The following is a 21,468-nucleotide window of genomic DNA, read 5'->3' as shown; positions in this document are numbered from 1 at the left end:
TTTTATTAAGCTTCTTGATTTTTTAATTCTTTAAAAGATTTTGTTTCTTTTATCTCATCCTTAGGAAGAATAAGATTTAAAATTACAGCTATAGCTCCAGATACAACAATTCCAGAACCTCCAAATATTAATTTAACTCCTTCAGGGAAAGTTGCCAAAGCATCAGGAACATTTCCTAATCCATACCCTAATCCAAGAGAAACCGCTAAAATAATTGTATTTCTTCCAACTAATGGTTCTTTAGTTATAAGATTGATTCCACTTATAGAAATCATTGCAAATACCATAACTAAACTTCCACCGATAACACTTGAAGGAACTATAGTAAAGATGGCTCCAATTTTTGGAATGAACGCTCCAAGAATTAAGAAGCAAGCTCCAATTCCAACAACGAATCTACTCATAATACCAGTCATTGCAATAATTCCTGTATTTTGACTAAATGAAGTAGTTGGTAGTACTGAGAAACATGCAGCAAGAGCACTTCCAAGTCCATCCGCTAAAATACCACCAGATAATTCTCTATCAGTAGTTTCTCTTCCAGCTCCTCCCATTGTAACTCCAGACATATCTCCAACAGTTTCAACAGCAGATACTATAAACATAAGTACCATCGCAAGGATAGCATCTAGATGGAATGAGAATCCAAACATTAATGGTCTTGGGATACTTAATAACGCTGCATCATTTAATGGTGCTAAGTTTACCTTTCCCATAAGTAAAGCTACAATGAAACCAACGATTGTACCAATAAATATTGAACCAGTACTAAGTATACCCTTAGTAAATTGTTTGAAAAATACTACAGTGACAAGAACTACTGTTCCTATTGCTAGGTTTTCAAGAGAACCAAAATCTGGTGCTCCAACTCCACCTGCAAAACTTTTAATTCCAACAGGAAGTAAAGATAAACCTATTGATAGTACAACTATTCCTGTAACAATAGGTGGGAAAAATTTTCTAACTCTTTTAATTATAAGTCCTAGAAGTCCTTCGAAAAGTCCTCCGATTAGAGCAGCTCCAAGAACACCCTCAAATCCGTACTTTACACCAATAGAAATTGCTACAGGGACAAATGCAAAGCTAGTTCCAACAACAATAGGAAGTCTTGCTCCTATAGGTCCAAGTGTATAAGCTTGTACAAGTGTATTTAATCCAGCCACAAACATAGAGGCTTGAATAAGTAATGTCTTTTGTTCAGCAGAGATTCCTAAAACTCCTGCAACTATTATAATTGGAGTAATATTACTTACAAACATAGCTAAAATATGCTGTAGACCAAGAGGAATTGCAGTTTTTAAACTAGGGATTCCGTCTAAATCATAAGGGGATTTGTTTTTTATCATGTTATTAAAGCCTCCTAAAATTTGGCTCATACTAACCCTTATATTATCGAGAGTTATTTGTAGAAAACAAAAAGGATTATCTCCCTTCATTTTCTACAAGTGAAAGAAAATAATCCTATTATACAAAATAATAGAAATCATTTTTAATCACTCATAGTGGTTAATTTAAAGGTTAACCGTAGAAACTCCCGACCATATTCCGGGTATATATGAGCAAATATTTATAATTTTTTATGTTAATAAATAGTATCATAATTTTAAAATCATTTCAATAATTTTTTAGAATAAGTTTCTCAAATCGTAATGAATAATATTTGAAAATTTATTTTTTAGAATAGTTTTAACTATATCTCTTTCATCATCATAAAATGTAGTAGAGTTATTAGTTTCTGTTTTAAGAGTATAATTTTCACTAAATTCAAAATACTTAATAGCAGGAATTGTATTTTGAGAATAGACTTTATAGTAGCCACTAACAGTAATTCGTTTCTTTACTATAAAAATCTTATGATTATCTTTTGTCTCTTCTTTAGTTTCTATAACTCTGATATAAACATTAGAAAAATTAAAATCAATGAAATAGTTATTAAAGTTAGGAGATATAAAATCATTATAACCTTTGAAAATAATATAATTTCCTAAGTTTCTATTTGGATTCATATCAGAAGCTTGCATTAAACTGTTTGTTACAAGAGAATCTAATCCAGAAAAACCTCTAAAAGATGAGGTGATATAAAGGTTGATAGTTACATCATTTTGTAAATTTAATATAATATTATTAATGAGATAGCTATTTATATATTTGTTTAATTTTTTATAAAAGTTAATATTATCTATTTTTTGGTTACGACTAATATTTAATTTTTCATCTTTTGATACAAAATTTTCGAAAATTTTTATGATTTCAAACTTGGATCTATTAAAATCATTATAATCAATTGCTATAGTAGGAATTTTTGGCTGTATTTTTCTAAATTCTTCGATTGTTAGAAGATATAGATTTAAAGCATTTAAATCTTGTTGATTAAAATTTTTCTTTTTTACAATAGTATTTTTAAGTTGAGTTATCTCTAAATATTGTTTTCGGTATTGATTTATTCCAATTTGAGATTCGGGATAATATTCTAATCCTGAGATAAGTTGTAAAGTTCCGTCAGAGGTAAGCCCACGGGTGCTATAGATATTAATAGCATCATCTACTTTGCTATTTCCGATAGAAGTCATGAGAGCACTACAACCAGTAATAAATACAAGAAGAAAATAAAAGATTCCTTTTTTTAAAAAAGATGGGATTTTCATAAAATACTCCTTCTAATAGAAATATAATTTCATTTAATTGTAACATATACAACAAAAAAAATAAACAACCTCAGTTTCCTAAAAAAAGGACTTCGGTTGTTTAAGATTCGATATTATTTCTATTTCATTTCCATTAATTCTAAAACTACTCCGTCCCTAAGGATAAAAGCAATTGTACAGTTTTCATTTAATACTGTGGGTTCCAATAAAACCTTGTCACAAGTCGCTAAAATCTCATTTATATTATCAACTTCAACTGCGATATGAGGTTGTGTTTGAATTTCCTTTGCCATCCAAGAATCTTTTTCAAATCTTAAATATTCAAATTTAAATTCATCTTTCTCCGGGTCTGAAATCCATAACTTCATATCTTCACAGTACTCTTCTCCGGGCATTTTTTTGTCAGTAGGAACTCCTATATGAACAAATTTTTTAAACATTTTATTCCTCCTTATCAGTTATTTACAAAAATATGGTGTCTTTGCAAAAGAGTTCCAATACTTCAATAGCTCATCATCCATTCTAGCTATAAACATCTGGAATCCAGCTTGTTCTTGGACAGTTAGAATTTCTCCAACCATGTTTGCAACAACCTCTATTTCTAATTTTTCTAGATATTTTACACATCCACGGAAAAGTATTAACTGTTCCATTAATGTAGTTCCTCCTGAACCATTTATAATAACCATTATTTTTTCTTTTGGTTTTATATCTAAATCTTTAAGAAGAGCTCCCATCATTATTTCAACAGTTTCATCTGCTGATTTCATAGGTTGGCGTCCACCACCACCCTCTCCGTGTTGTCCCATACCAATTTCCATGTCGATATCTCCTAGATCAGCAAAAGGTGCACCAGTTTGAGGATGAGTTGCTTCACGGGCTGCAACTGCAATTGTTGCCATATTATCGACAAATCTTTGAGTTATATTTGCAACTTCTTCTAAACTTTTTCCAGCTTTAGCTGCTCCTGCTGCGATTTTGTATGTAGGGATACAACCAACAAGGCCTCTTCTATCATCACTATTTTCTCTAGGAGCATTAGAGACATCCTCTTGAGTTACAACTTTTATAACATTTAATCCCTGTTTTCTCACTTCTTTCATTGTTAAATTAGCTGTTAGCATATCTCCAGAATGATTTAATACAACAAATAGTACCCCATGTCCTTTATCTGCCAGTTTTATAGCATCTATGCATGCTTGCGGTCCAGGAGCCGCAAATATATCTCCAACAACCGATATATCAATCATTCCCTCTCCAACAAATCCTGATAAAGCTGGTTCATGTCCAGCACCACCCAGAGTTACAACTGTAACTCTATTTGCATCTTTTAAAGATTTTGAAACAATTAAATTATTAGGTTTTAATTCCAGTATATCTTTATTTGCTAAAGCTAAACCTTCTAGTAATTCTGATGTTAACTTTGATGGATCATTAATAAATTTTTTCATTTTCATTAAAAACTCCTCCTTCATATAAACCTAAAAATATATATGTACAACTTGTTGCTCCAGCATCTGGTGTTCCTATAGTTTGTTCCTTGTAACTTTTAGCTCTTCCAAACTTACTAATAAACTCTTTACTTTTTTCTGCACCTTTTAATGCTCCGTCTTTAGCTTTAGTCACAATATCAATTATGTCATCACTAGCTTTTAAAGCTGCTTCTGTTGCTGGAATAAGAGTATCCATCATAGTTTTATCTCCAACTTTAGCTGTGGTCAAATATTGTAATTCTGTTAACCCTGAATTTAGTATTTTTTTTAATTCTTTTCCATCCACTTCAATTATACTCTCATCTAGTTCTTCTCCTAAGCCACTAAAATATGTTCCATAAAGAGGACCTGCAGAACCACCATTTATATTTGTTATTGTATTCCCTATATCTTGGAAAAAACTTTTTAAAGATTTATTATTTCCCTTCCACTCCTCGCTTTTATTTTTTAGTACCATTCCTATTCTTTCGATTGTAATTCCGTGATCACCATCTCCAAATGTAGCGTCAATTGTTGATAAAATATCTTTATTTTCTATCATAAGTTTTGAAATATTTTGAAAAATGGAAATCCATCTCTCTTTTGTTATGACCATCTCTCCTCCTTATAAAAATAAATTTTTTTCCAAAAAAAAACTTCCAAGTCAGATAATTTAATATTACCCCAACTTGGAAGTTTACACAAATATTTAATTGGATTTAAATTTATTATTTTGATTAGATTTTTTTTATATATTTTATTATTGCTTCTGTTGTTTTAATAAGTTCTCTGGTATCTAAAGATTCATTAACTGTATGGACATTTTCCATTCCAACACCAACAATTATTGAGTTATATCCTTTTTCTGCAAAGATATTACTATCAGATCCACCACCTATGATTTGAAGTTTTGTTGTAACTCCTAGGTCTTCATAAATTTTAGCAAATTTATTAGCAAATTTTAAATCATCCAGAGGCTTTAATGTTGGAAAATCACAAATTTTCTCAAAACTATATTCTCCACCAAAAGAATTTGTAGCAACTGAACAACACTTTTCATAGATGTCTAATGTTTCTAAGATAGTATCAATTGAATGGCCTCTTATTTCACCTGTAACAACACAAAGATCTGCTACAACATTACTAGGGAACATTGATTCTATACTTCCTAAATTTGAAGTAGTTAATTCATCTATTCTTCCCATTTTCATAGTAGAAATTGCTATTGAAGCCAATTGAATTGCATTTATTCCTTTTTCTGGTTCTATTCCAGCATGAGCTTTTCTTCCTTTAAATATAATTTTGAAATTATATCTACTTGGTGCTGTGTGCGCAATTAGTCCCGCTTTTCCTGAATTATCAATCACTATGACATCTTTAGCTGGAATCATATGCTTAGGAACATTATCCCAATTTATATTTTTAGATCCTAACATTCCGTTTTCTTCACAAGGTGTCAATATTAAATAGATGTCTTCATGTTCTATATTTTCTTCAATAATTGTTCTTAATACTTCGATAATAGAAGCTATTCCAGCTTTGTCATCTCCGCCTAGAGTTGTTGTTCCATCTGTTTTTATTATATCCCCATCTATTAAAGGATTTGTATTTTTAGAAGGCTCTACAACATCTGTATGAGCAGCTAATGTTATTCCTTCGCCAGTTGTTTGTCCTTTTAGTTTAGCAAATATAGTTGGAGCTGTTCCTCCGTATACTTTGTATCCTTCATCTAAATATATTTCAAGCCCTAATTTTTTTAAAATTTCTATTAAGTAATCTGAATACTCTTTTTCCCCTAATGATGGAGAGTGAATTTTTACCATTTCTATAAAATTAGAAATCATTCTATCTTTATTCATCTAAATATCTCCTCAAATTAAGCCTGTATTTTATTGTTCATAAGTGTTTTAGCATAGTAAATTGTTGAGAAAACTGCAACCAATGTTACTAAGAATGCTGGCTTACCGGGTATAAAATCAACTACTTTCATCATTATAAATGAAACTACTAGTGAGAATACGGCAGCTTTTGGTGATTTTATAGCAAATTGTGTAAATACTCCTCCGAATAATGCTGGAATTATAAGATTTAACATTCTCATAAATGAAGGAGGTAAAGCTGAAAGTAGAGTTTCTCCTGCAATAATTGAAAGGATTAAAAAGAATGCTCCTACCCATATAGATACTCCAATACCGATTGTTCCCATAATTGACCCTTCATCTGTTCCCGCTAAATGACCAGACGCCTCTTGAGCCGAAATTGCTGCTGGTATTCTCATGTTCACAAGATTTCCAGATAAGAATCCCATATAAAGTCCAGCTCTTCCAACTATTGGATAATAACTGATAGGTTCACTAAACCAAAATGCTCCTGAAACTGAAATTTGCGATATTGCTCCTGCAGCTATAGCTGCTAATCCAGGATTGAATCCAAAATAAAATGTCATTAAAAGTGCTGGAGCTAATGAAGCTAAAACACCTATTAAAATAGTAACTCTTCCAATTTTTGTAACTTCATCTATATACTTATCATAAATATTCATAATATCCCCCGTTTATATTAAAAATGTTCCAACAAAAGCTCCACCAAACATAGATATAGTTAAACTCCATTCTTTTAACCATCCTATATTCTTTTTAGTTCCTACTTCCATTGAGATAAACATTAAAATAGCTCCTGTTATAGCCGACACTGTTATATTTGGATTTTTATTATACTGCATTAAATTTCCAACGTTGAAAAATGCAAAAGAACCAAGCATAGCTCCTAAACCAATTGCTGGAAGTAGAGCTTTTCTTCCGTTTGTTAAAAGCCCATTTACTTTATCCATTTTATGTGCAAAGAAAAATACAAAGATTAAACAACCTAATAACCCAAGAGCCATTGTCCAAAGAGCATTTGTAAATACAACTGGGAACATATTCATACTTAATTCTTGTCCCATAGCTTTTGCTCCAAAGTTGGCAGCCATAGCTTCGTAATTTGATCCACCAATCAAACTTAATCTTACAAAAGAAACAGCTGATCCCATAGTAACTATAAGTGCTAGTAAACTTCCAACAACTCCCATAGCAGGACCAACACTTGCTAAAGCACTAGTCTTTATTCCCTTTTTCATAGCCTCATCTGTTATTCCTAATTTTTTTCCAGTTACAAGGGACTTTTTTATGATAAGTCCTGATTGTATTAAAACTAATGCCACTCCAAAAATAGCTACTGACCACATCAGATAATGTGTAGCATACTGCATATGACCTAATTTACCCATGATTCCCCCTCTTAAGCGTCCTAAATACGCCCTTAATTATTCGTACTTAAATTTATACTTCATATGCCTTGTAATGTCAATATTTTTTTGTAAAAAATCCATTTTGTATTCATATGAATCACAAATTTAAAAATAAAGAGCATCTTTTAATTAAAAGATGCTCTTGAAATGCTCTGTTTCTATAATTTCATTTCTAAACCAATTCCTAAAATTGTTTCTTTTCTCTTAGTTTCAACATCACTATTAAGAATTTTACCATGATCAGTTTTATATAGATTCATTCCTCCAACAACAGAAATAATGGTTGAATTAGAGTAGTTATATTTTACTCCTATTCCAAATTGTTGGCTACTTAGTTGAGTCATATCTCCTGTTGTATGTCCATTTGTACCTCTATCAGTATAACCATATCCCAATATTCCTGTGAATTTTGAAGATAACTCTTGTTCAAACCCTATAGAGTATTCATGGGTATCTTTGTATTTGTGATAAAGTTCATTGTCTATAGTTTTATCACTTTCAAAAATCCAATTATATCCTAAAGATAATCTTTGGCGATTATTAAAATGATAAAGTCCTCCTAAGGATAAGACTGCTGGAAAATCTTTCCGATGATCTACAGAATATTTTCCAAATACTGTTGTTACAATATTTTCAACTCCTTGTTTAACTTTTCCATTGTAATCTAACTTAGTTTTTGCTAAATATTTTAATCCTAAATTAATATCTTTAGTTGGTGTATAGAAAAAAGAAATCTCAGGAGCTACACCCACAGTTTCTATATAGGATTTAAAAGAATCTCTATCAAGAATTTTACCTTCTGCTTGAAGTCTAGAATATATAATTCTTCCGCCAAGAGAAACTGAAATTTTATCATTTAATTTAAAGGCACCACCCAGAACTATTCCTGGATATAAAACAGTTAGATTAAAATTATTTATAGCATCATACGAAACATTGTATTTGAGAAATCCTCCCTGTCCAAGAGTACCAGAAGCAAAATAAAAAGAGTAGTTAGTGGTTTTATGAGTATATGCAAAGCTTGGAACTGGTTGAAAAGTTGTTGTTTTTAAAAAAGTTGAACCGTTAATATTAGTTTCATATTCCGGGAATATGCCACAAGCACCTAAATAGAGATAGTCTCCATTTTCTAAAAACATTGTGGCGCTGGGATTATAAAACGGTGCTTCAGATGTTATATTTGCTGTTTGTGCTGGATTTGAAATAGAACTAGTAGAGGGTGATGTTCCAATTTCAATTCCACCTAAGGCAAAAATTAGCTTTGAAAACATAAAAAATAATAGAATCTTTTTCATTATTTTTCTCCCACTTTTCTATTTATTTCCCCTACTGTTCGTTGGGTTCTACTATATTAAACCAAAATTTAAAATTATCCAGACTATTTTGTAATTTATTTACATCTTCTATATTTGTTATCTGTATTGTATTTTTTTCTACCTCATCTTTAAATGTTGTTTCTCCTAAAAGAATCTTACCGAATGTTTCTCTTGTTAAAGTGATTTCACTTGTTGGATTTTCTTGTGGTTTATTATAAGAGTTAAGAACACTATTTTTTAAAACCATTGAATAGTCTTCATTTAAATCTGTGAATTTAATATTAATTTTTAAATCTAGTCCATTTGCTTTTTCAGGATTTATTCTAACTGCCAGATAGTCTAAGAAGTTTAGAATTGGAAGTCCATTTATCATATCTTTAGATAAAGTATTTGTTGTAGGCAGTTCAACAACTCCATTTCTTAATTCTTGTGCTCCTGTTAGGAAATAAGCTCTCCAAGGTCCAGATTCAGACTGATATCCAAGCTGTTCCATAGCGTCGGCAGATAAATCTCTTGCTTTCTGATTTTTAGGATTTGCAAATACAACTTGATTTAAAACTTCAACTACCCATCTATATTCTCCTTTATCATAAGAAGCTTGGGCTTTTTTTACAACTTCATCCTCTCCTCCCATAAATTCAACGTAATTTTTAGCTGCTTCAACAGGAGGTAATTTATATAAGTTAGCTGGATTTCCATCCCACCAAGCTCCAAAATACTTGTCATAGACAGCTTTAGTATCATGGCTTACTGTTCCATAGTAACCTCTATTATAAAACTCTCCATTTAGAGCATCGGGAAGTTTAATTAATTCTGAAATTTCAATTGGAGTTCGTCCTTGATTTGCAAGTCTCAAGGTTTGATCGTGAATATATTTGTAAGCGTCTCTATGATTTTCTAACATCTCCTTTATATCCTTTTGTCCCCATTTTGGCCAAAAGTGAGGTGCAAACATGATTTCAGCTTGATTTCCATATATTTGAACAACTTCATCGATTGTTTTCGCCCACTTAAGAGCATCTCTTGTTTGAGCTCCTCTTAGCGTTGAAATATTATGAAGAGTTCTATTTATAACTTCTGCTCCACAAAGAGCTTTATATTTTGGTATATAGAATATAAATTCTGAAGGTGCTTCTGTTCCATTCGCCATTATAAATTCAACTTCTATCCCATCGATTGTTACTTTTCCTCCAGTTTCCTCTATAATTTTACTGGGTTCAAGAATCGTATTTGTTCCTACAGAAACTCCTTTTCCTAATCCAGCATCAACAGTTCCCTTTTCATCTTTAGGTAAAATACTTCCATACATGTACGAAGCTCTTCTACCCATTGCATTTCCTGCCATTAAATTCTCTGAAACTGATTCTTCAAAGAAGCCTTCTGGTGCCACAAATGGAACTTTACCGCTTGTTATATCTACCTCGCTAACTATTCCTTTTATTCCACCGAAATGATCTATATGGGAATGTGTTACAATAATTCCTGTAATTGGTAAATTTTCTACATTCTTTTTTAAAAGTTCATATCCTGCTTTAGCAATTTCAGTAGTTGTGCATGTATCAATAACTATCCAACCTTTGTCACCTCTGACAAAGGTTATATTCCCTAAATCAAATCCTCTTACCTGATATATTCCATCCGTTACTTTAAAAAGTCCATTTATTTGATTTAATTGTGCATTTCTCCAAAGAGATGGATTAACAGTATCAGGAGATTTTTTTTCTTTATCAACTTCTAAAAAATTAAAGCTTTCGAAATCCCAAACAACATTTCCATTTGCATCCAAAATTTTATTATCTGGCCAAGTTGCTATAAAACCTTTTCTTGCCTCTTCAAAATCTTTTTTGTTTGAAAAATCAAGTTGGGTTTCAATTTCTTTGTTTTTATCAATTGTAAATTTAGTGGCATCCTTTCTCTTTGAATAATCTAATTTGGATTCTCCCAAACTCATTATACAAAGAGAGAGAAAAATACATATCAAAATTCCTTTTCTTTTCATTGATTATCTCCTTTAATCTTTTTAATTAAATAATCAGTAGAAGGTATCGAGTAATTTTGGACACACAGTTTAGTTTAAGTTAGATACAAATATTAATTCTTCTTTCCTCTTTTATAATCTCATGGTTACTCCGGTACTTATAACAATTTCCTCTCTTTTACTTTTTAGTTTTGTGTTAAAAATTGGTACTGACTCACTTTCATATCTTATTTTTCCAACTCCGATTGTTAAATCAATATTTTCGGTAGCTTTATAAGTTCCACCTAATCCTATTTGATGAGAACTAAGCTCTGTAAAATCAACAATTGCATCTTTATTCTTTCCTCTATCAGAATAACAATATCCAAGAGTTATTTTGAATTTTGGGTTTATTCTCTGTTCAAAAGAAATTGCATATTCATAGGAATCACTATACTCATTTTCCTCTAAAATCCAGTTGTATCCAAAATTTAATCTTTGATTTTCATTTAGTTCAAAACTACTTCCTAAAGAAAGCAAGCTTGCAAGATTGCCGTAATCGAGCTTAGTTTTATGAAGATACTTAGCACTTAAGCTTATTTTACTATTAACTTTATAATATGTACTTATCTCTGGAGCAATTCCAAATGAATCTTTTTCATTCTCAATTTTTCCTCCAGCAATAGTTCCATCCATAGTTGTTTTTGAATAGGTAATCTTTCCTCCTAAAGATAGGCTTAGATTTTCTTTGTAGAGATAACTCACTCCGAAACTTCCACCACCATAAATTATGGTAGAATCTAAATCCTCAATAAGAGAAGTGTTGTTATCAAACTTTAATACTCCTCCTTGACCTGACATTCCCATTCCCATGTAATATGATATTTTATCTTTTTTATAGATATATGAAAAACTCGGAATAAATTGAGGAGTAGTAGTTTCTAAATAGCTATTTCCAACTTCGGCTCTATAATCGATATTGGCGTAATAACCACCAAAGTATAAATTGTGTTCTCCTTCTAAAAAGCTTATTGCTGCGGGATTATAAAATACGCTTTCTGAAGATATTGTGGCTTGCATTGCTGGATTTGAAACTGATCCTGCACTCACATTAGTGAGAAGTTCTACTCCGCCGACAGCATACATATTTTTAGTAAATCCAAGTATCCCAATTATTGCTAAAAATTTTAGTTTTTTCATTTTAGTACTTCCTATTGCACATTAGGTTCTACTATATTGAACCAAAACTTAAAGTTATCAAGAGTACCTACTAATTTATTTACGTTCTCTGGATTTGTAACTTTAATATTATTATTTTTTATCTCTTTTTCAAATGTTGTTTCCTTTAAAAGCATCTTATTAAAAGTGTCTCTAGTTAGAATAATTTCACTGTTTGGATTCTTTTGTAGTTTATCATAAGAGTTAAGGACACTATTTTTTAAAACTACAGAATAATCCTCATTTAAATCTGTAAATTTAATATTTATCTTTAAATCTAGTCCGTTTGCTTTTTCAGGATTTACTCTAACTGCTAAATAATCTAAGAAATTAAGAGTTGGAAGTCCATTTATCATATCTTTAGATAAAGGATTTGGTGTGGGTAGCGCCACAACTCCATTTCTTAACTCTTGCGCACCCGTTAGGAAATATGCTCTCCAAGGTCCAGATTCAGCTTGATATCCAAGTTGTTCCATAGCATCGGCAGATAATTCTCTCGCTTCTTTATTTTTTGGATTTGCAAATATAACCTGGTTTAAAATTTCAACGACCCATCTATATTCTCCCTTATCATAAGAACCTTTAGCCTTCTCAATAACTTCGGTCTCTCCTCCCATAAATTCAACATAATTTTTAGCTGCTTCAACAGGTGGTAATTTGTATAAGTTAGAAGGATTTCCATCCCACCAAGCTCCAAAATATTTATCATATACAGCTTTTGTATTATGACTAACTGTCCCGTAGTATCCTCTATTGAAAAACTCTTTATTTAAAGCATCTGGAAGTTTTACCATTTCAGATATTTCAATAGGCGTTTGTCCTTGATTTGCAAGTCTTAAAGTTTGATCATGAATAAACTTATATGTATCTCTGTGTTTTTCAAGCATATCTTTTATATCTTCTTGACCCCATTTTGGCCAGTAGTGAGGAGCAAAAATAACTTCAGATTTATCTCCGTATAGCTGAACTGCTTGATCTATAGATTTTGACCACTTAAGAGCATCTCTTGTTTGAGCTCCTCTTAGTGTTGAAATATTATGAAGGGTCCTATTTATAACTTCTGCTCCACAGAAAGCTTTATATTTTGGTATATAGAACATAAATTCAGACGGAGCTTCTGTTCCATTGGCCATTAGAAAATCAAATTCGATTCCATCAATAGTTAATTTTTCTCCTGTTTTTTCAACAACTTTACTTGGTTCTAATATTGTATTTGTTCCTACTGAAACAGCTTTTCCTAATCCAGCATCGACAGTTCCTTTCTCATCTCTAGGAAGTATACTTCCATACATATATGAAGCTCTTCTACCCATAGCATTTCCTGCTATTAAGTTTTCTGAAACTGATTCTTCAAAGAAAGTATCTGGAGCTATAAATGGAACTTTTCCACTTGCAACATCTTCTTTACTAACCACTCCTTTTATTCCACCGAAGTGGTCTAGATGTGAATGTGTAGCTATAACTCCTGTAATTGGTAAATCTGCAACATGAGTTTTTAAAAGTTCATATCCAGCTTTAGCTACTTCGACGGTTGTACACATATCTATAACTATCCAACCTTTATCACCTCTGACAAAGGTTATATTTCCTAAGTCAAATCCTCTTACCTGATAAATTCCATCAGTTACTTTAAAAAGTCCATTTATTTGATTTAATTGTGCATTTCTCCAAAGGGATGGATTAACAGTGTCTGGAGATTTTTTATTATCCTCAACTCCTAAAAAGTCAAAACTTTCAAAGTTCCAAACGACATTTCCATTTTCATCTAAAATTTTATTATCTGGCCAAGTTGCTATAAAACCCTTTCTTGCTTCCTCAAAGTCTTTTTTGTTTGAAAAATCGAGTTGTCTCTCAATTTCATTGTTTTTTTCAATTGTAAATTTTGTAGCTTCTTTTCTCTTAGAGTAGTCCAATTTTCCTTCAGCTGATACAACCGCACAAAGTGATAAAAATAGGCTTACTAAAATTCTTCTTCTCATATGTTTTCTCCTTTAATATTTTTTTGATTTTTTCTATTATAAAGGAACTAATTTTGAAAAAAAAGAATGAAGGCTTCATATATGAACTCTTCATATATATATTTCCATGGTATAATTGAGAAAAAATTGGAGGATGATTATGAGAAAAGGAATGATTGCTCTTATATCCGCTATTACAAAGGAGATTGATTATAAGTCTGTTGAAATTTTATATGATTTAAATATCACTAAGATGGAGGCTGTTTACCTAAGAATTATTCATGAATACCCAGGTATATCTCAGTATGAAATTGCTAAAAAACAAAATACTGATAAAACTTTGGTTATAAAGCATATTACAAATTTGGAGAATAAAAATTTTATTATAAAAAAAGAGATTGACTCTCGAAAAAAAGGAGTTTATTTGACTGTGGAGGGCGACAAAGCTGTAAATTTTGTCAATGAAAATTTAGAAAATTTTGAAGAAGAACTTTTTAAAGGAGTAGAGGAAAAAGAAGTGGATCTTCTTTTTAATATGATGACTCAATTAAAGGAAAGATTGGAACTTTCTAATAGAAGAGATCATTTTTCATATAATTTTAAAAAATAGAGGAAATAAATGAAGTTTTTAAAAGACTAAATAAAGATTATATAATTAAATATTAGGTGGTGAGTCTTTATGAGTTTTAATATTATTTCTAAAATATCTATTTTTATTGGAATTTTATCAGCTCTAATTATATTGGTTGATATTCTAAAACACCCTCAAAAAGAAATGAAAATTATGAATCTGGTTTGGCCTATCAATGGACTATGGGCAGGGATATTTGGACTATGGGCTTATTTTACTATCGGAAAGCATAGAGGAATGAATATGGATATGTCTTCTTCAGATAACAAGTATTCTAAATTTTGGCAAGGTGTGGTGGCTGATACCTTGCATTGTGGTGCTGGATGTTCTTTAGCTGATTTAATTGGGCCTTGGATTTTTTTATCTTTTCCTTTTATGATTTATAATAATTTAACTTTTGGAGAATGGACTTTAGAATATATTTTAGCCCTAATAACAGGGGTTACATTCCAATATGCTGCTATTTCTCCTATGACAAAAGAAAAGGGTATTGGAGTATGGTTAAGAGCTTTAAAAATAGATTTTCTCTCGTTAACGTCTTGGCAAGTTGGAATGTATGGTTGGATGGCTTTAGTTATTTTCGTATGGTTTGGTAGACTATCTCCTTTTTCTCCGGAGTTTTGGTTTATGATGCAAATTGCAATGGCTTGTGGATTTATAACGGCATATCCTATAAATTGGTGGTTAGTAAAAACTGGTATAAAAATGGGTATGTAATAGAAATAAAAAAATGCTATAATACATTAAATTAAATTACTGAAGGAGTTGCAATGAAAGAAATAAGAACAGAAGATGCTGCTGGAATGATTCTTTGTCATGATATAACTAAAATTGTACCTGGAGAATTTAAAGGAGTTGCCTTTAAAAAGGGACATCTAATAAAAGAAAGTGATATTCCAGAGTTATTAAAACTTGGAAAAGATCACATATACATATGGGAAGCAAAAGAGGGAATATTACACGAAAATGATGCTGCTATAAGAATAAAAGACCATGTTTCTGGAGAAGGATTAACTTTTTCAGAGATAAAAGAAGGGAAAATAGATTTTATATCTGATATAGATGGGCTTTTAAAGGTAGATGTTGAAGAGCTTCTAAAAATAAACTCTTTAGGAGAGATAATTATTGCTACTCAACATAACAATACACCTGTAAAAAAGGGAGAAAAAATAGCCGGAACAAGAGTAATTCCATTAGTAATTGAAGAAGAAAAAATAAAAAAGATGGAAGAAATTTCAAATAAAAATATAATAAAAATTATTCCGATTTTACCAAAAAAAGTAGCAATAATAACAACTGGAAATGAAGTTTATTATGGTAGAATTCAAGATAAATTTGGTTCGATTCTATCGAAAAAGGTAGAAGAATATAATTGTGAAGTTATTAGTCATGTTTTTTCATCTGATGATAAAACTATGATAAAAGATAAACTAGCAGAAGCTCTTGCTTCAGACGCAGAGCTTATTTTATGTACTGGTGGAATGTCTGTTGACCCAGATGATAGAACTCCATCTGCAATAAAGGAGATGGGAGGAGAGCTAATAACATATGGAACTCCTGTTCTTCCTGGAGCTATGTTGCTTTTGGCATATCATGGAGATAAGGCTATTTTGGGCCTTCCTGGATGTGTAATGCATTCAAAAAGAACTGTATTTGATTTAGTATTACCTAGAGTTTTAACAAATGAAAAGATAAGCTTTAAAGATATAGCTAATTACGGACATGGTGGTCTTTGCTTGGATTGTGGTATTTGTACATTTCCACATTGTTCATTCGGAAAATAATGAGGAGAGATAAATATGGAAATTCAAATTATGAGGGAAATTGCTAATAGAGTAGAAAAAGGTGAAAATGTAGCTTTAGTTACCCTTATACAAGTGGATGGCTCAAGTCCTGGAAAGAAAGGAAACCTTATGGCAGTTTTTGAAAATAAGAAAATTTTAGGGACTGTAGGCGGTGGTAATTTAGAATACACCTTAATACAGGAAGCTATCAATTCGATGCAAAGTCAAGAGAGCAAAGAGTTAGAATTTGATTTGATAGAGGACGCTGCTCTTCATATGAAGTGTGGAGGAAAAATAAAAGCGTTCATTAAAGTTTTTAAAAAAAGAGATAAACTTATAATAATTGGTGGCGGACATGTTGGAACTGAACTTTATAACTTAGGGGTTTTTTTAGAAATGGATACCGTCATCTTTGATGATAGAATAGAATTTTGTAATGATTCTAGATTTCCTCAAGCTAGTGAATTAATTTTAGGTGAGATAGATAAAAATTTAGAAAATTATAAATTAGATAAAAATTCATATATAGTAATCGTTTCAAGAGGTCATTTACAAGATAAAGCTTCATTGATACAAGTACTTAAACAGGACACTGGTTATATTGGAATGATTGGAAGTAGAAAAAAAATTATAGAGACTTATAAGGAAATTTTAGAGACCGGAGAAAGCATTAAAAAATTAAAAAATGTTTATTCTCCAATTGGACTAGATATTTCTTCTGGGTCACCGAAAGAGATTGCCATTAGTATAATTGCTGAAATTTTGACCGTTAAAAATAAGCTCACTGGAAAACATATGAGAGATGTGAAGAAAATTGAACTTTTATAAAAAATTTAATATTGTCCCTAAAGATATAGTAACTTTTACAGGAGCTGGCGGAAAAACTTCTCTGATTTTTAAATTAGCTAATGAACTCAAATCAATAGGAAAAGTCCTAATAACAACGACAACTAAAATGTATATTCCTGACATTGAAATGTATGAAAATTTAATTTTACAAAATAAATCATCAAATCTATCAAAAGGAAAAAATAATAATATAGATATATTAGCTAAGGATATTAATTTTGAAACTAATAAAATAATAGGCGTAGATGAAGCTTTTTTAAAAAAGCATATTCAAAATTATGACTATATATTAATAGAGGGAGATGGAGCAAGTAGAAAGCTAATAAAAATCTGGAGTGAATCAGAACCAGTCATTCCAGTGTGCTCAACTAAAGTTATAGGTATAATAAATATAGATGCTTTAAACAAACCAGTTTCCGAGTTTGCGCATAGGACAGAATTATTTTGTAAAGAATTTTCTTGTAAGGAAACTGACGTAATAAGTATAGAAACGATGTTAAAATATAGTAATTCACAAGATTTTTTTAAACTTTATTCTGGGAAAAGATATGTCTTTATAAATGGAGTTGAAAATTTAATTGGATTTGAGACTGCTCTTCATATTGCAATAAACTTAAAATTTGAAGTTGTAATAGGATCTATATTTAAAGATGAAGCATATAAGTATAAAAGAATAGCAGCTGTTATTTTAGCATCAGGATTTTCAAAAAGAATGGGCAAAAATAAATCAAAAATTTTATATAAAAAAGAAACTTTATTAGAAAACATTTTAAATAAAGTTCAAAATATAGATTTTAAATATTCTTTAGTTGTTGTAAGAAATGAAAATATTGAAAACTTAAACCAAAATAAATATAAAAACTTTAATTTTATTTTAAATAATACTCCTGAAAAAGGACAGAGTCAATCAGTTGTTTTAGGAGTGGAATATTTGAAAGAAGCCAATGTTGATGGTTATATGTTTTTTCCATGTGACCAACCATTTTTAAAAAAAGAAAGCATTTTAAAGTTGATATACTACTTCATGAAGAGAGACAAAATAACTATGCCGAGTATAAAAAATAAATTTTTTTCTCCTGTTATTTTTCCAAAGAGATATTCAGAGCAATTATTATCTTTGACCGGTGATAGAGGCGGAAAAAGCATAATAATGAGTGAAAAAAAGAAAATAAAAGTTAAATTTAATGAGTTTTTAGAATTTCATGATATAGATTCAGTTAAAGACTTAGACATTTTAAAAAAAGTTGAAGGGGAAAATAATGGAAATTATAGTTGTTAGAGGAGGGGGAGATATAGCTTCTGGTGTGATACAAAAGCTGTATAGAACTGGTTTTAATGTTGTAATAACAGAAATTGAGAAACCAAATTTTATAAGAAGAGACGTTTGTTTTGGTCAAGCTATTTACGATAAAGAAAAAACTTTAGAAGGGATAACTTCTATATTTTGTAAAAATGAAAACGAAGTAATTTCAGCACTGAATTCAAATAAAATTCCTGTAATAGTAGATTCTAAGTTAGAAAAAATAGAAAGTTTTAAAAATTTAAAATTAACAGCTGTAATTGATGCTATAATTTCAAAAAAAGAAAAAAATTTAAAAGATAAGTATCCGATTACCATAGGATTAGGCCCTGGATTTGAAGCTGGAAAGAGTGTTGATTTAGTAATTGAAACTATGAGAGGTCATAATTTAGGAAGAATAATTTTCGAAGGTTCAGCTCTTCCAAACACGGGAATACCAGGAACAATAAAAGGGGTAGCAGAGGAACGTGTAATTTATTCTCAAGATTCTGGTTATTTGACAATAATAAAAGATATCGGAACTTTTGTTAAAAAAAATGAAATTATTGCAACTATAGATGGAAAAAATGTTTACTCTACTATTGATGGAATAATTAGAGGGATGATAAACAATCAATATTATGTGAAAGAAGGATTGAAAATTGCAGATATTGATCCAAGAACTGAAGAACTGGAAAATTGTTTCACTATTTCAGATAAAGCAAGAGCAATTGGTGGATCTGCGTTGGAAGCTTTATTAATCCTTAAAAATAGAATTAATAATTAATTTAAATAATAATTAACCAGATTTTATATCCTTCATATAATGCTGATTATATACCAGTTACAAAATATTTGTCTGATATTAATAATTATTTATAGTAGCTCGTAATTTTGAATATAAGTGATTTTAAAACACCTTCCTATACATTTATATAGGAAGGTGTTTTCTTTAAAATTTAGCAAGCAATGCTTCAATTTCATTTTTTTTATGTAAATTATTATACCAATTTTTAGCAAATTCGGGATATCCCTCTTCTAAACCAACAACTAATGCCAATATACCTGATCTAGCATTAGAATCTCCATCAAAAATTGCATTATACTCAAACATATCAATCGGTGAATTCCAGAATTTAAGAAGTAGATATATAACTAGAGGACCTGATCCATCTATTTCACAGTATGTTGGAACTTCAGACTCCATCAGTTCCTTCCATGAATACTGGCTCATTTCAATTCCAGCATCTATATATTTTTTACAATGAGGGTAATTATTTTTTATTTTCTCTATTGACTGTAATAAATCACCACCACTCGATAATTCATGAACTAAATTAACAATAAATTTACCATAATCTATTACTTCAATATTATTGTGAGTAACCTCTATGTATTCAGATACATTTTTCAACATTTCATTTAAAGTTAATCCTTTTAATAAGAAAAGAGGTGCTATTCTACTAACTGGGCTTAAATCGTTAGAATTAGATCCTTTACCAGATGCAAGTGTCGTTTTAGTGGCACTATCTATCCATTCGTTGTAATCTTCTGTCCAAAGTTTTTTCCACGTATTTTTAAAATCTATAACGTCAAATTTTTTATTTCTACTCAAAGAATCTAAAAGTGCTAATCCTTGATCTTCATAACTACCAAAATCTCCCGCAGTTCTGTTTGGATGAAATTTTTTGGCAAGAGGATTTATTAGTTCAAGGTTTGTTTTAGAGAATTGCTCCAAGTTCTCAGTTATATCATAGGTCCATTGGTATCCGAAAGCAAAGGCTCCTGCTCCAAAATAGAATCTAACCATATCTTTTAAATTTTCCATTTTTTCCATGTGATAACCTCCAAAGGCATATAATTATTAATTTAACTTACAAATATATTCTTTGGTATGAAATGAAAAAATCCTCTTATTTTTTAAAATAATAAAAGTCCTAGTAATCCAGATCCTAAAAGAATAAATATAATATTAATTTTTAGTTTTTTCATTAAAAGCACTGTTATAAAAAATATAATAAAAGCTTTTAATCCTAAAATTAAATTTCCTGTTAAAAATGTAGGTTCACCTATTAAGTATCCTGCATATGCAATTAATCCCACAGTTACAGGTTTTACTGTATTAAAAAAAGCTTTTTTATAAGGACTATTTTTAATTTTGTCGTAAATTACTGCTACAATTAAAATTATAATTAAAGACGGCAGAGATGATCCTAAGGTTGCTGACATTGCTCCTGGTATTCCGGCTACTTTGTATCCAACAAAGGTTGCTGAATTTATTGCTATTGGTCCGGGGGTTATTTGAGATATAGAAATTATATCTAAGAATTCAGTTTCATTTAACCACTTATATTTAAAAACAGCTTCTTTTATTAATGGAAGCATTGCAAGCCCACCACCAAACGAAAAAAGTCCTATTATAAAAAATACATAAAATAACTTTAATAAAATCATTTTTTACCCTCCAAAAAATCTAAAAATTTCTCTTTAAATATACAATATAAAATCAAAGATCCCAGTCCAAAAATTAGTATTAAAGCTATTGGCGATATCAATGAAAATAATAAAGAAATAATTGTAATTAAAAAAATTAAGATTCCACTTAAATTTTTAACTGAGCTTTTATATAATTTTTTTACAGACATAAAAATCATAGCAGTTATTCCTGCTCTCAATCCTATAAAAATTTTTTGAATATAAATATTATTAAAATCTTTATAAAAAAATGCTGCAATTGTAGTAATTATTAAAAGAGATGGTAAAACAACCCCAAGTGTTGCTGCTATAGCTCCAGTTACTCCACCCATTTTTCTGCCAATAAATGTAGCCGCATTTATTGCTATTGGTCCAGGAGTTATTTGAGATATAGAGATAATCTCCAATAATTCATCTTCAGAAATCCATTTTTTTTCTTCAATGGCTTTTTTTTCTATAAGTGGAATCATGGCATACCCACCACCAAAAGTGAATAGCCCTATTTTAAAAAAAGTTATAAATAAATCTAATCTCATATTTCCTCCATAATTCAAAAATTATATCAAAAATTATACCATGACTAGAAATAAAAGGA

Annotated in this window: 21 protein-coding genes and 1 riboswitch; of the genes, 6 read left to right on the top strand and 15 right to left on the bottom strand. The window is 30.3% G+C overall.

Going from position 1 to position 21,468, the window contains the following annotated elements; all coding sequences use genetic code 11:
* Positions 1–5: 5 nt before the first annotated feature.
* From H3N56_RS01635 to H3N56_RS01580, 12 genes are all read right to left on the bottom strand, one after another.
* A complete protein-coding gene (locus H3N56_RS01635; RefSeq protein WP_185879601.1) occupies positions 6–1,346 on the bottom strand; it encodes a uracil-xanthine permease family protein in 1,341 nt (446 codons plus the stop codon).
* 134 nt (positions 1,347–1,480) lie between these two features.
* Positions 1,481–1,579: riboswitch (purine riboswitch) on the bottom strand.
* A 46-nt stretch (positions 1,580–1,625) separates the two neighbouring features.
* Positions 1,626–2,645, bottom strand: coding sequence for a hypothetical protein (locus tag H3N56_RS01630; RefSeq protein WP_185879600.1), 1,020 nt, complete (start codon positions 2,643–2,645; stop codon positions 1,626–1,628).
* 119 nt (positions 2,646–2,764) lie between these two features.
* Positions 2,765–3,085 (bottom strand): hypothetical protein, encoded by a 321-nt coding sequence (locus H3N56_RS01625; RefSeq protein WP_185879599.1) that lies wholly within the window; start codon positions 3,083–3,085, stop codon positions 2,765–2,767.
* A gap of 18 nt (positions 3,086–3,103) precedes the next feature.
* Complete coding sequence (locus H3N56_RS01620; RefSeq protein ID WP_185879598.1) at positions 3,104–4,102, bottom strand: dihydroxyacetone kinase subunit DhaK; 999 nt, start codon at positions 4,100–4,102, stop codon at positions 3,104–3,106.
* Entirely contained in the window at positions 4,080–4,733 is a 654-nt protein-coding gene (locus H3N56_RS01615; protein WP_185879597.1) for a dihydroxyacetone kinase subunit L, read from the bottom strand. The genes H3N56_RS01620 and H3N56_RS01615 overlap by 23 nt, the downstream gene beginning before the upstream one ends.
* Positions 4,734–4,854: 121 nt before the next feature.
* Complete coding sequence (locus H3N56_RS01610) at positions 4,855–5,976, bottom strand: M20/M25/M40 family metallo-hydrolase (protein ID WP_185879596.1); 1,122 nt, start codon at positions 5,974–5,976, stop codon at positions 4,855–4,857.
* Between the two features lie 17 nt (positions 5,977–5,993).
* Positions 5,994–6,659, bottom strand: a complete 666-nt coding sequence (locus H3N56_RS01605) for a hypothetical protein (protein WP_185879595.1) — start codon at positions 6,657–6,659, stop codon at positions 5,994–5,996.
* Between the two features lie 12 nt (positions 6,660–6,671).
* On the bottom strand, positions 6,672–7,385 hold the full coding sequence (locus H3N56_RS01600; protein WP_185879594.1) for a DUF5058 family protein: 714 nt from the start codon (positions 7,383–7,385) through the stop codon (positions 6,672–6,674).
* A gap of 179 nt (positions 7,386–7,564) precedes the next feature.
* On the bottom strand, positions 7,565–8,701 hold the full coding sequence (locus tag H3N56_RS01595) for an OmpP1/FadL family transporter (RefSeq protein WP_185879593.1): 1,137 nt from the start codon (positions 8,699–8,701) through the stop codon (positions 7,565–7,567).
* Positions 8,702–8,732: 31 nt separating this feature from the next.
* Positions 8,733–10,721 (bottom strand): alkyl/aryl-sulfatase, encoded by a 1,989-nt coding sequence (locus H3N56_RS01590; protein WP_221893419.1) that lies wholly within the window; start codon positions 10,719–10,721, stop codon positions 8,733–8,735.
* A 111-nt stretch (positions 10,722–10,832) separates the two neighbouring features.
* Positions 10,833–11,879 carry a transporter gene (locus H3N56_RS01585; protein WP_185879592.1) on the bottom strand — a complete coding sequence of 349 codons (1,047 nt, stop codon included), beginning with the start codon at positions 11,877–11,879 and terminating at the stop codon, positions 10,833–10,835.
* A gap of 11 nt (positions 11,880–11,890) precedes the next feature.
* A complete protein-coding gene (locus H3N56_RS01580) occupies positions 11,891–13,876 on the bottom strand; it encodes an alkyl/aryl-sulfatase (protein WP_185879591.1) in 1,986 nt (661 codons plus the stop codon).
* Positions 13,877–14,015: 139 nt separating this feature from the next.
* Here H3N56_RS01580 and H3N56_RS01575 point away from each other — a divergent pair, with 139 nt between their 5' ends.
* From H3N56_RS01575 to yqeB, 6 genes are all read left to right on the top strand, one after another.
* The gene (locus H3N56_RS01575; RefSeq protein ID WP_185879590.1) at positions 14,016–14,465 is read left to right on the top strand and encodes a MarR family winged helix-turn-helix transcriptional regulator; all 450 of its coding nucleotides are present in this window, start codon (positions 14,016–14,018) and stop codon (positions 14,463–14,465) included.
* A 69-nt stretch (positions 14,466–14,534) separates the two neighbouring features.
* Positions 14,535–15,203, top strand: a complete 669-nt coding sequence (locus H3N56_RS01570; protein WP_185879589.1) for a DUF4396 domain-containing protein — start codon at positions 14,535–14,537, stop codon at positions 15,201–15,203.
* Positions 15,204–15,256: 53 nt separating this feature from the next.
* A complete protein-coding gene (locus H3N56_RS01565; RefSeq protein ID WP_185879588.1) occupies positions 15,257–16,270 on the top strand; it encodes a molybdopterin-binding protein in 1,014 nt (337 codons plus the stop codon).
* 15 nt (positions 16,271–16,285) lie between these two features.
* Positions 16,286–17,098 (top strand): XdhC family protein, encoded by an 813-nt coding sequence (locus H3N56_RS01560; RefSeq protein WP_185879587.1) that lies wholly within the window; start codon positions 16,286–16,288, stop codon positions 17,096–17,098.
* The gene (yqeC, locus tag H3N56_RS01555) at positions 17,085–18,398 is read left to right on the top strand and encodes a selenium cofactor biosynthesis protein YqeC (protein ID WP_185879586.1); all 1,314 of its coding nucleotides are present in this window, start codon (positions 17,085–17,087) and stop codon (positions 18,396–18,398) included. The genes H3N56_RS01560 and yqeC overlap by 14 nt, the downstream gene beginning before the upstream one ends.
* Positions 18,379–19,185 (top strand): selenium-dependent molybdenum cofactor biosynthesis protein YqeB, encoded by an 807-nt coding sequence (yqeB, locus tag H3N56_RS01550; protein ID WP_185879585.1) that lies wholly within the window; start codon positions 18,379–18,381, stop codon positions 19,183–19,185. The genes yqeC and yqeB overlap by 20 nt, the downstream gene beginning before the upstream one ends.
* Before the next feature lie 165 nt (positions 19,186–19,350).
* Here the strand turns inward: yqeB and H3N56_RS01545 are convergent, their stop codons facing one another.
* From H3N56_RS01545 to H3N56_RS01535, 3 genes are all read right to left on the bottom strand, one after another.
* Complete coding sequence (locus H3N56_RS01545; protein WP_185879584.1) at positions 19,351–20,235, bottom strand: ADP-ribosylglycohydrolase family protein; 885 nt, start codon at positions 20,233–20,235, stop codon at positions 19,351–19,353.
* An 83-nt stretch (positions 20,236–20,318) separates the two neighbouring features.
* On the bottom strand, positions 20,319–20,852 hold the full coding sequence (locus tag H3N56_RS01540) for a chromate transporter (protein WP_185879583.1): 534 nt from the start codon (positions 20,850–20,852) through the stop codon (positions 20,319–20,321).
* Positions 20,849–21,409 (bottom strand): chromate transporter, encoded by a 561-nt coding sequence (locus H3N56_RS01535; RefSeq protein ID WP_185879582.1) that lies wholly within the window; start codon positions 21,407–21,409, stop codon positions 20,849–20,851. The genes H3N56_RS01540 and H3N56_RS01535 overlap by 4 nt, the downstream gene beginning before the upstream one ends.
* Between the last annotated feature and the right edge of the window lie 59 nt (positions 21,410–21,468).

This window comes from Cetobacterium sp. 2A (assembly GCF_014250685.1).
GTDB lineage: Bacteria > Fusobacteriota > Fusobacteriia > Fusobacteriales > Fusobacteriaceae > Cetobacterium.
This window is presented reverse-complemented; position numbering and strand designations above follow the sequence as displayed.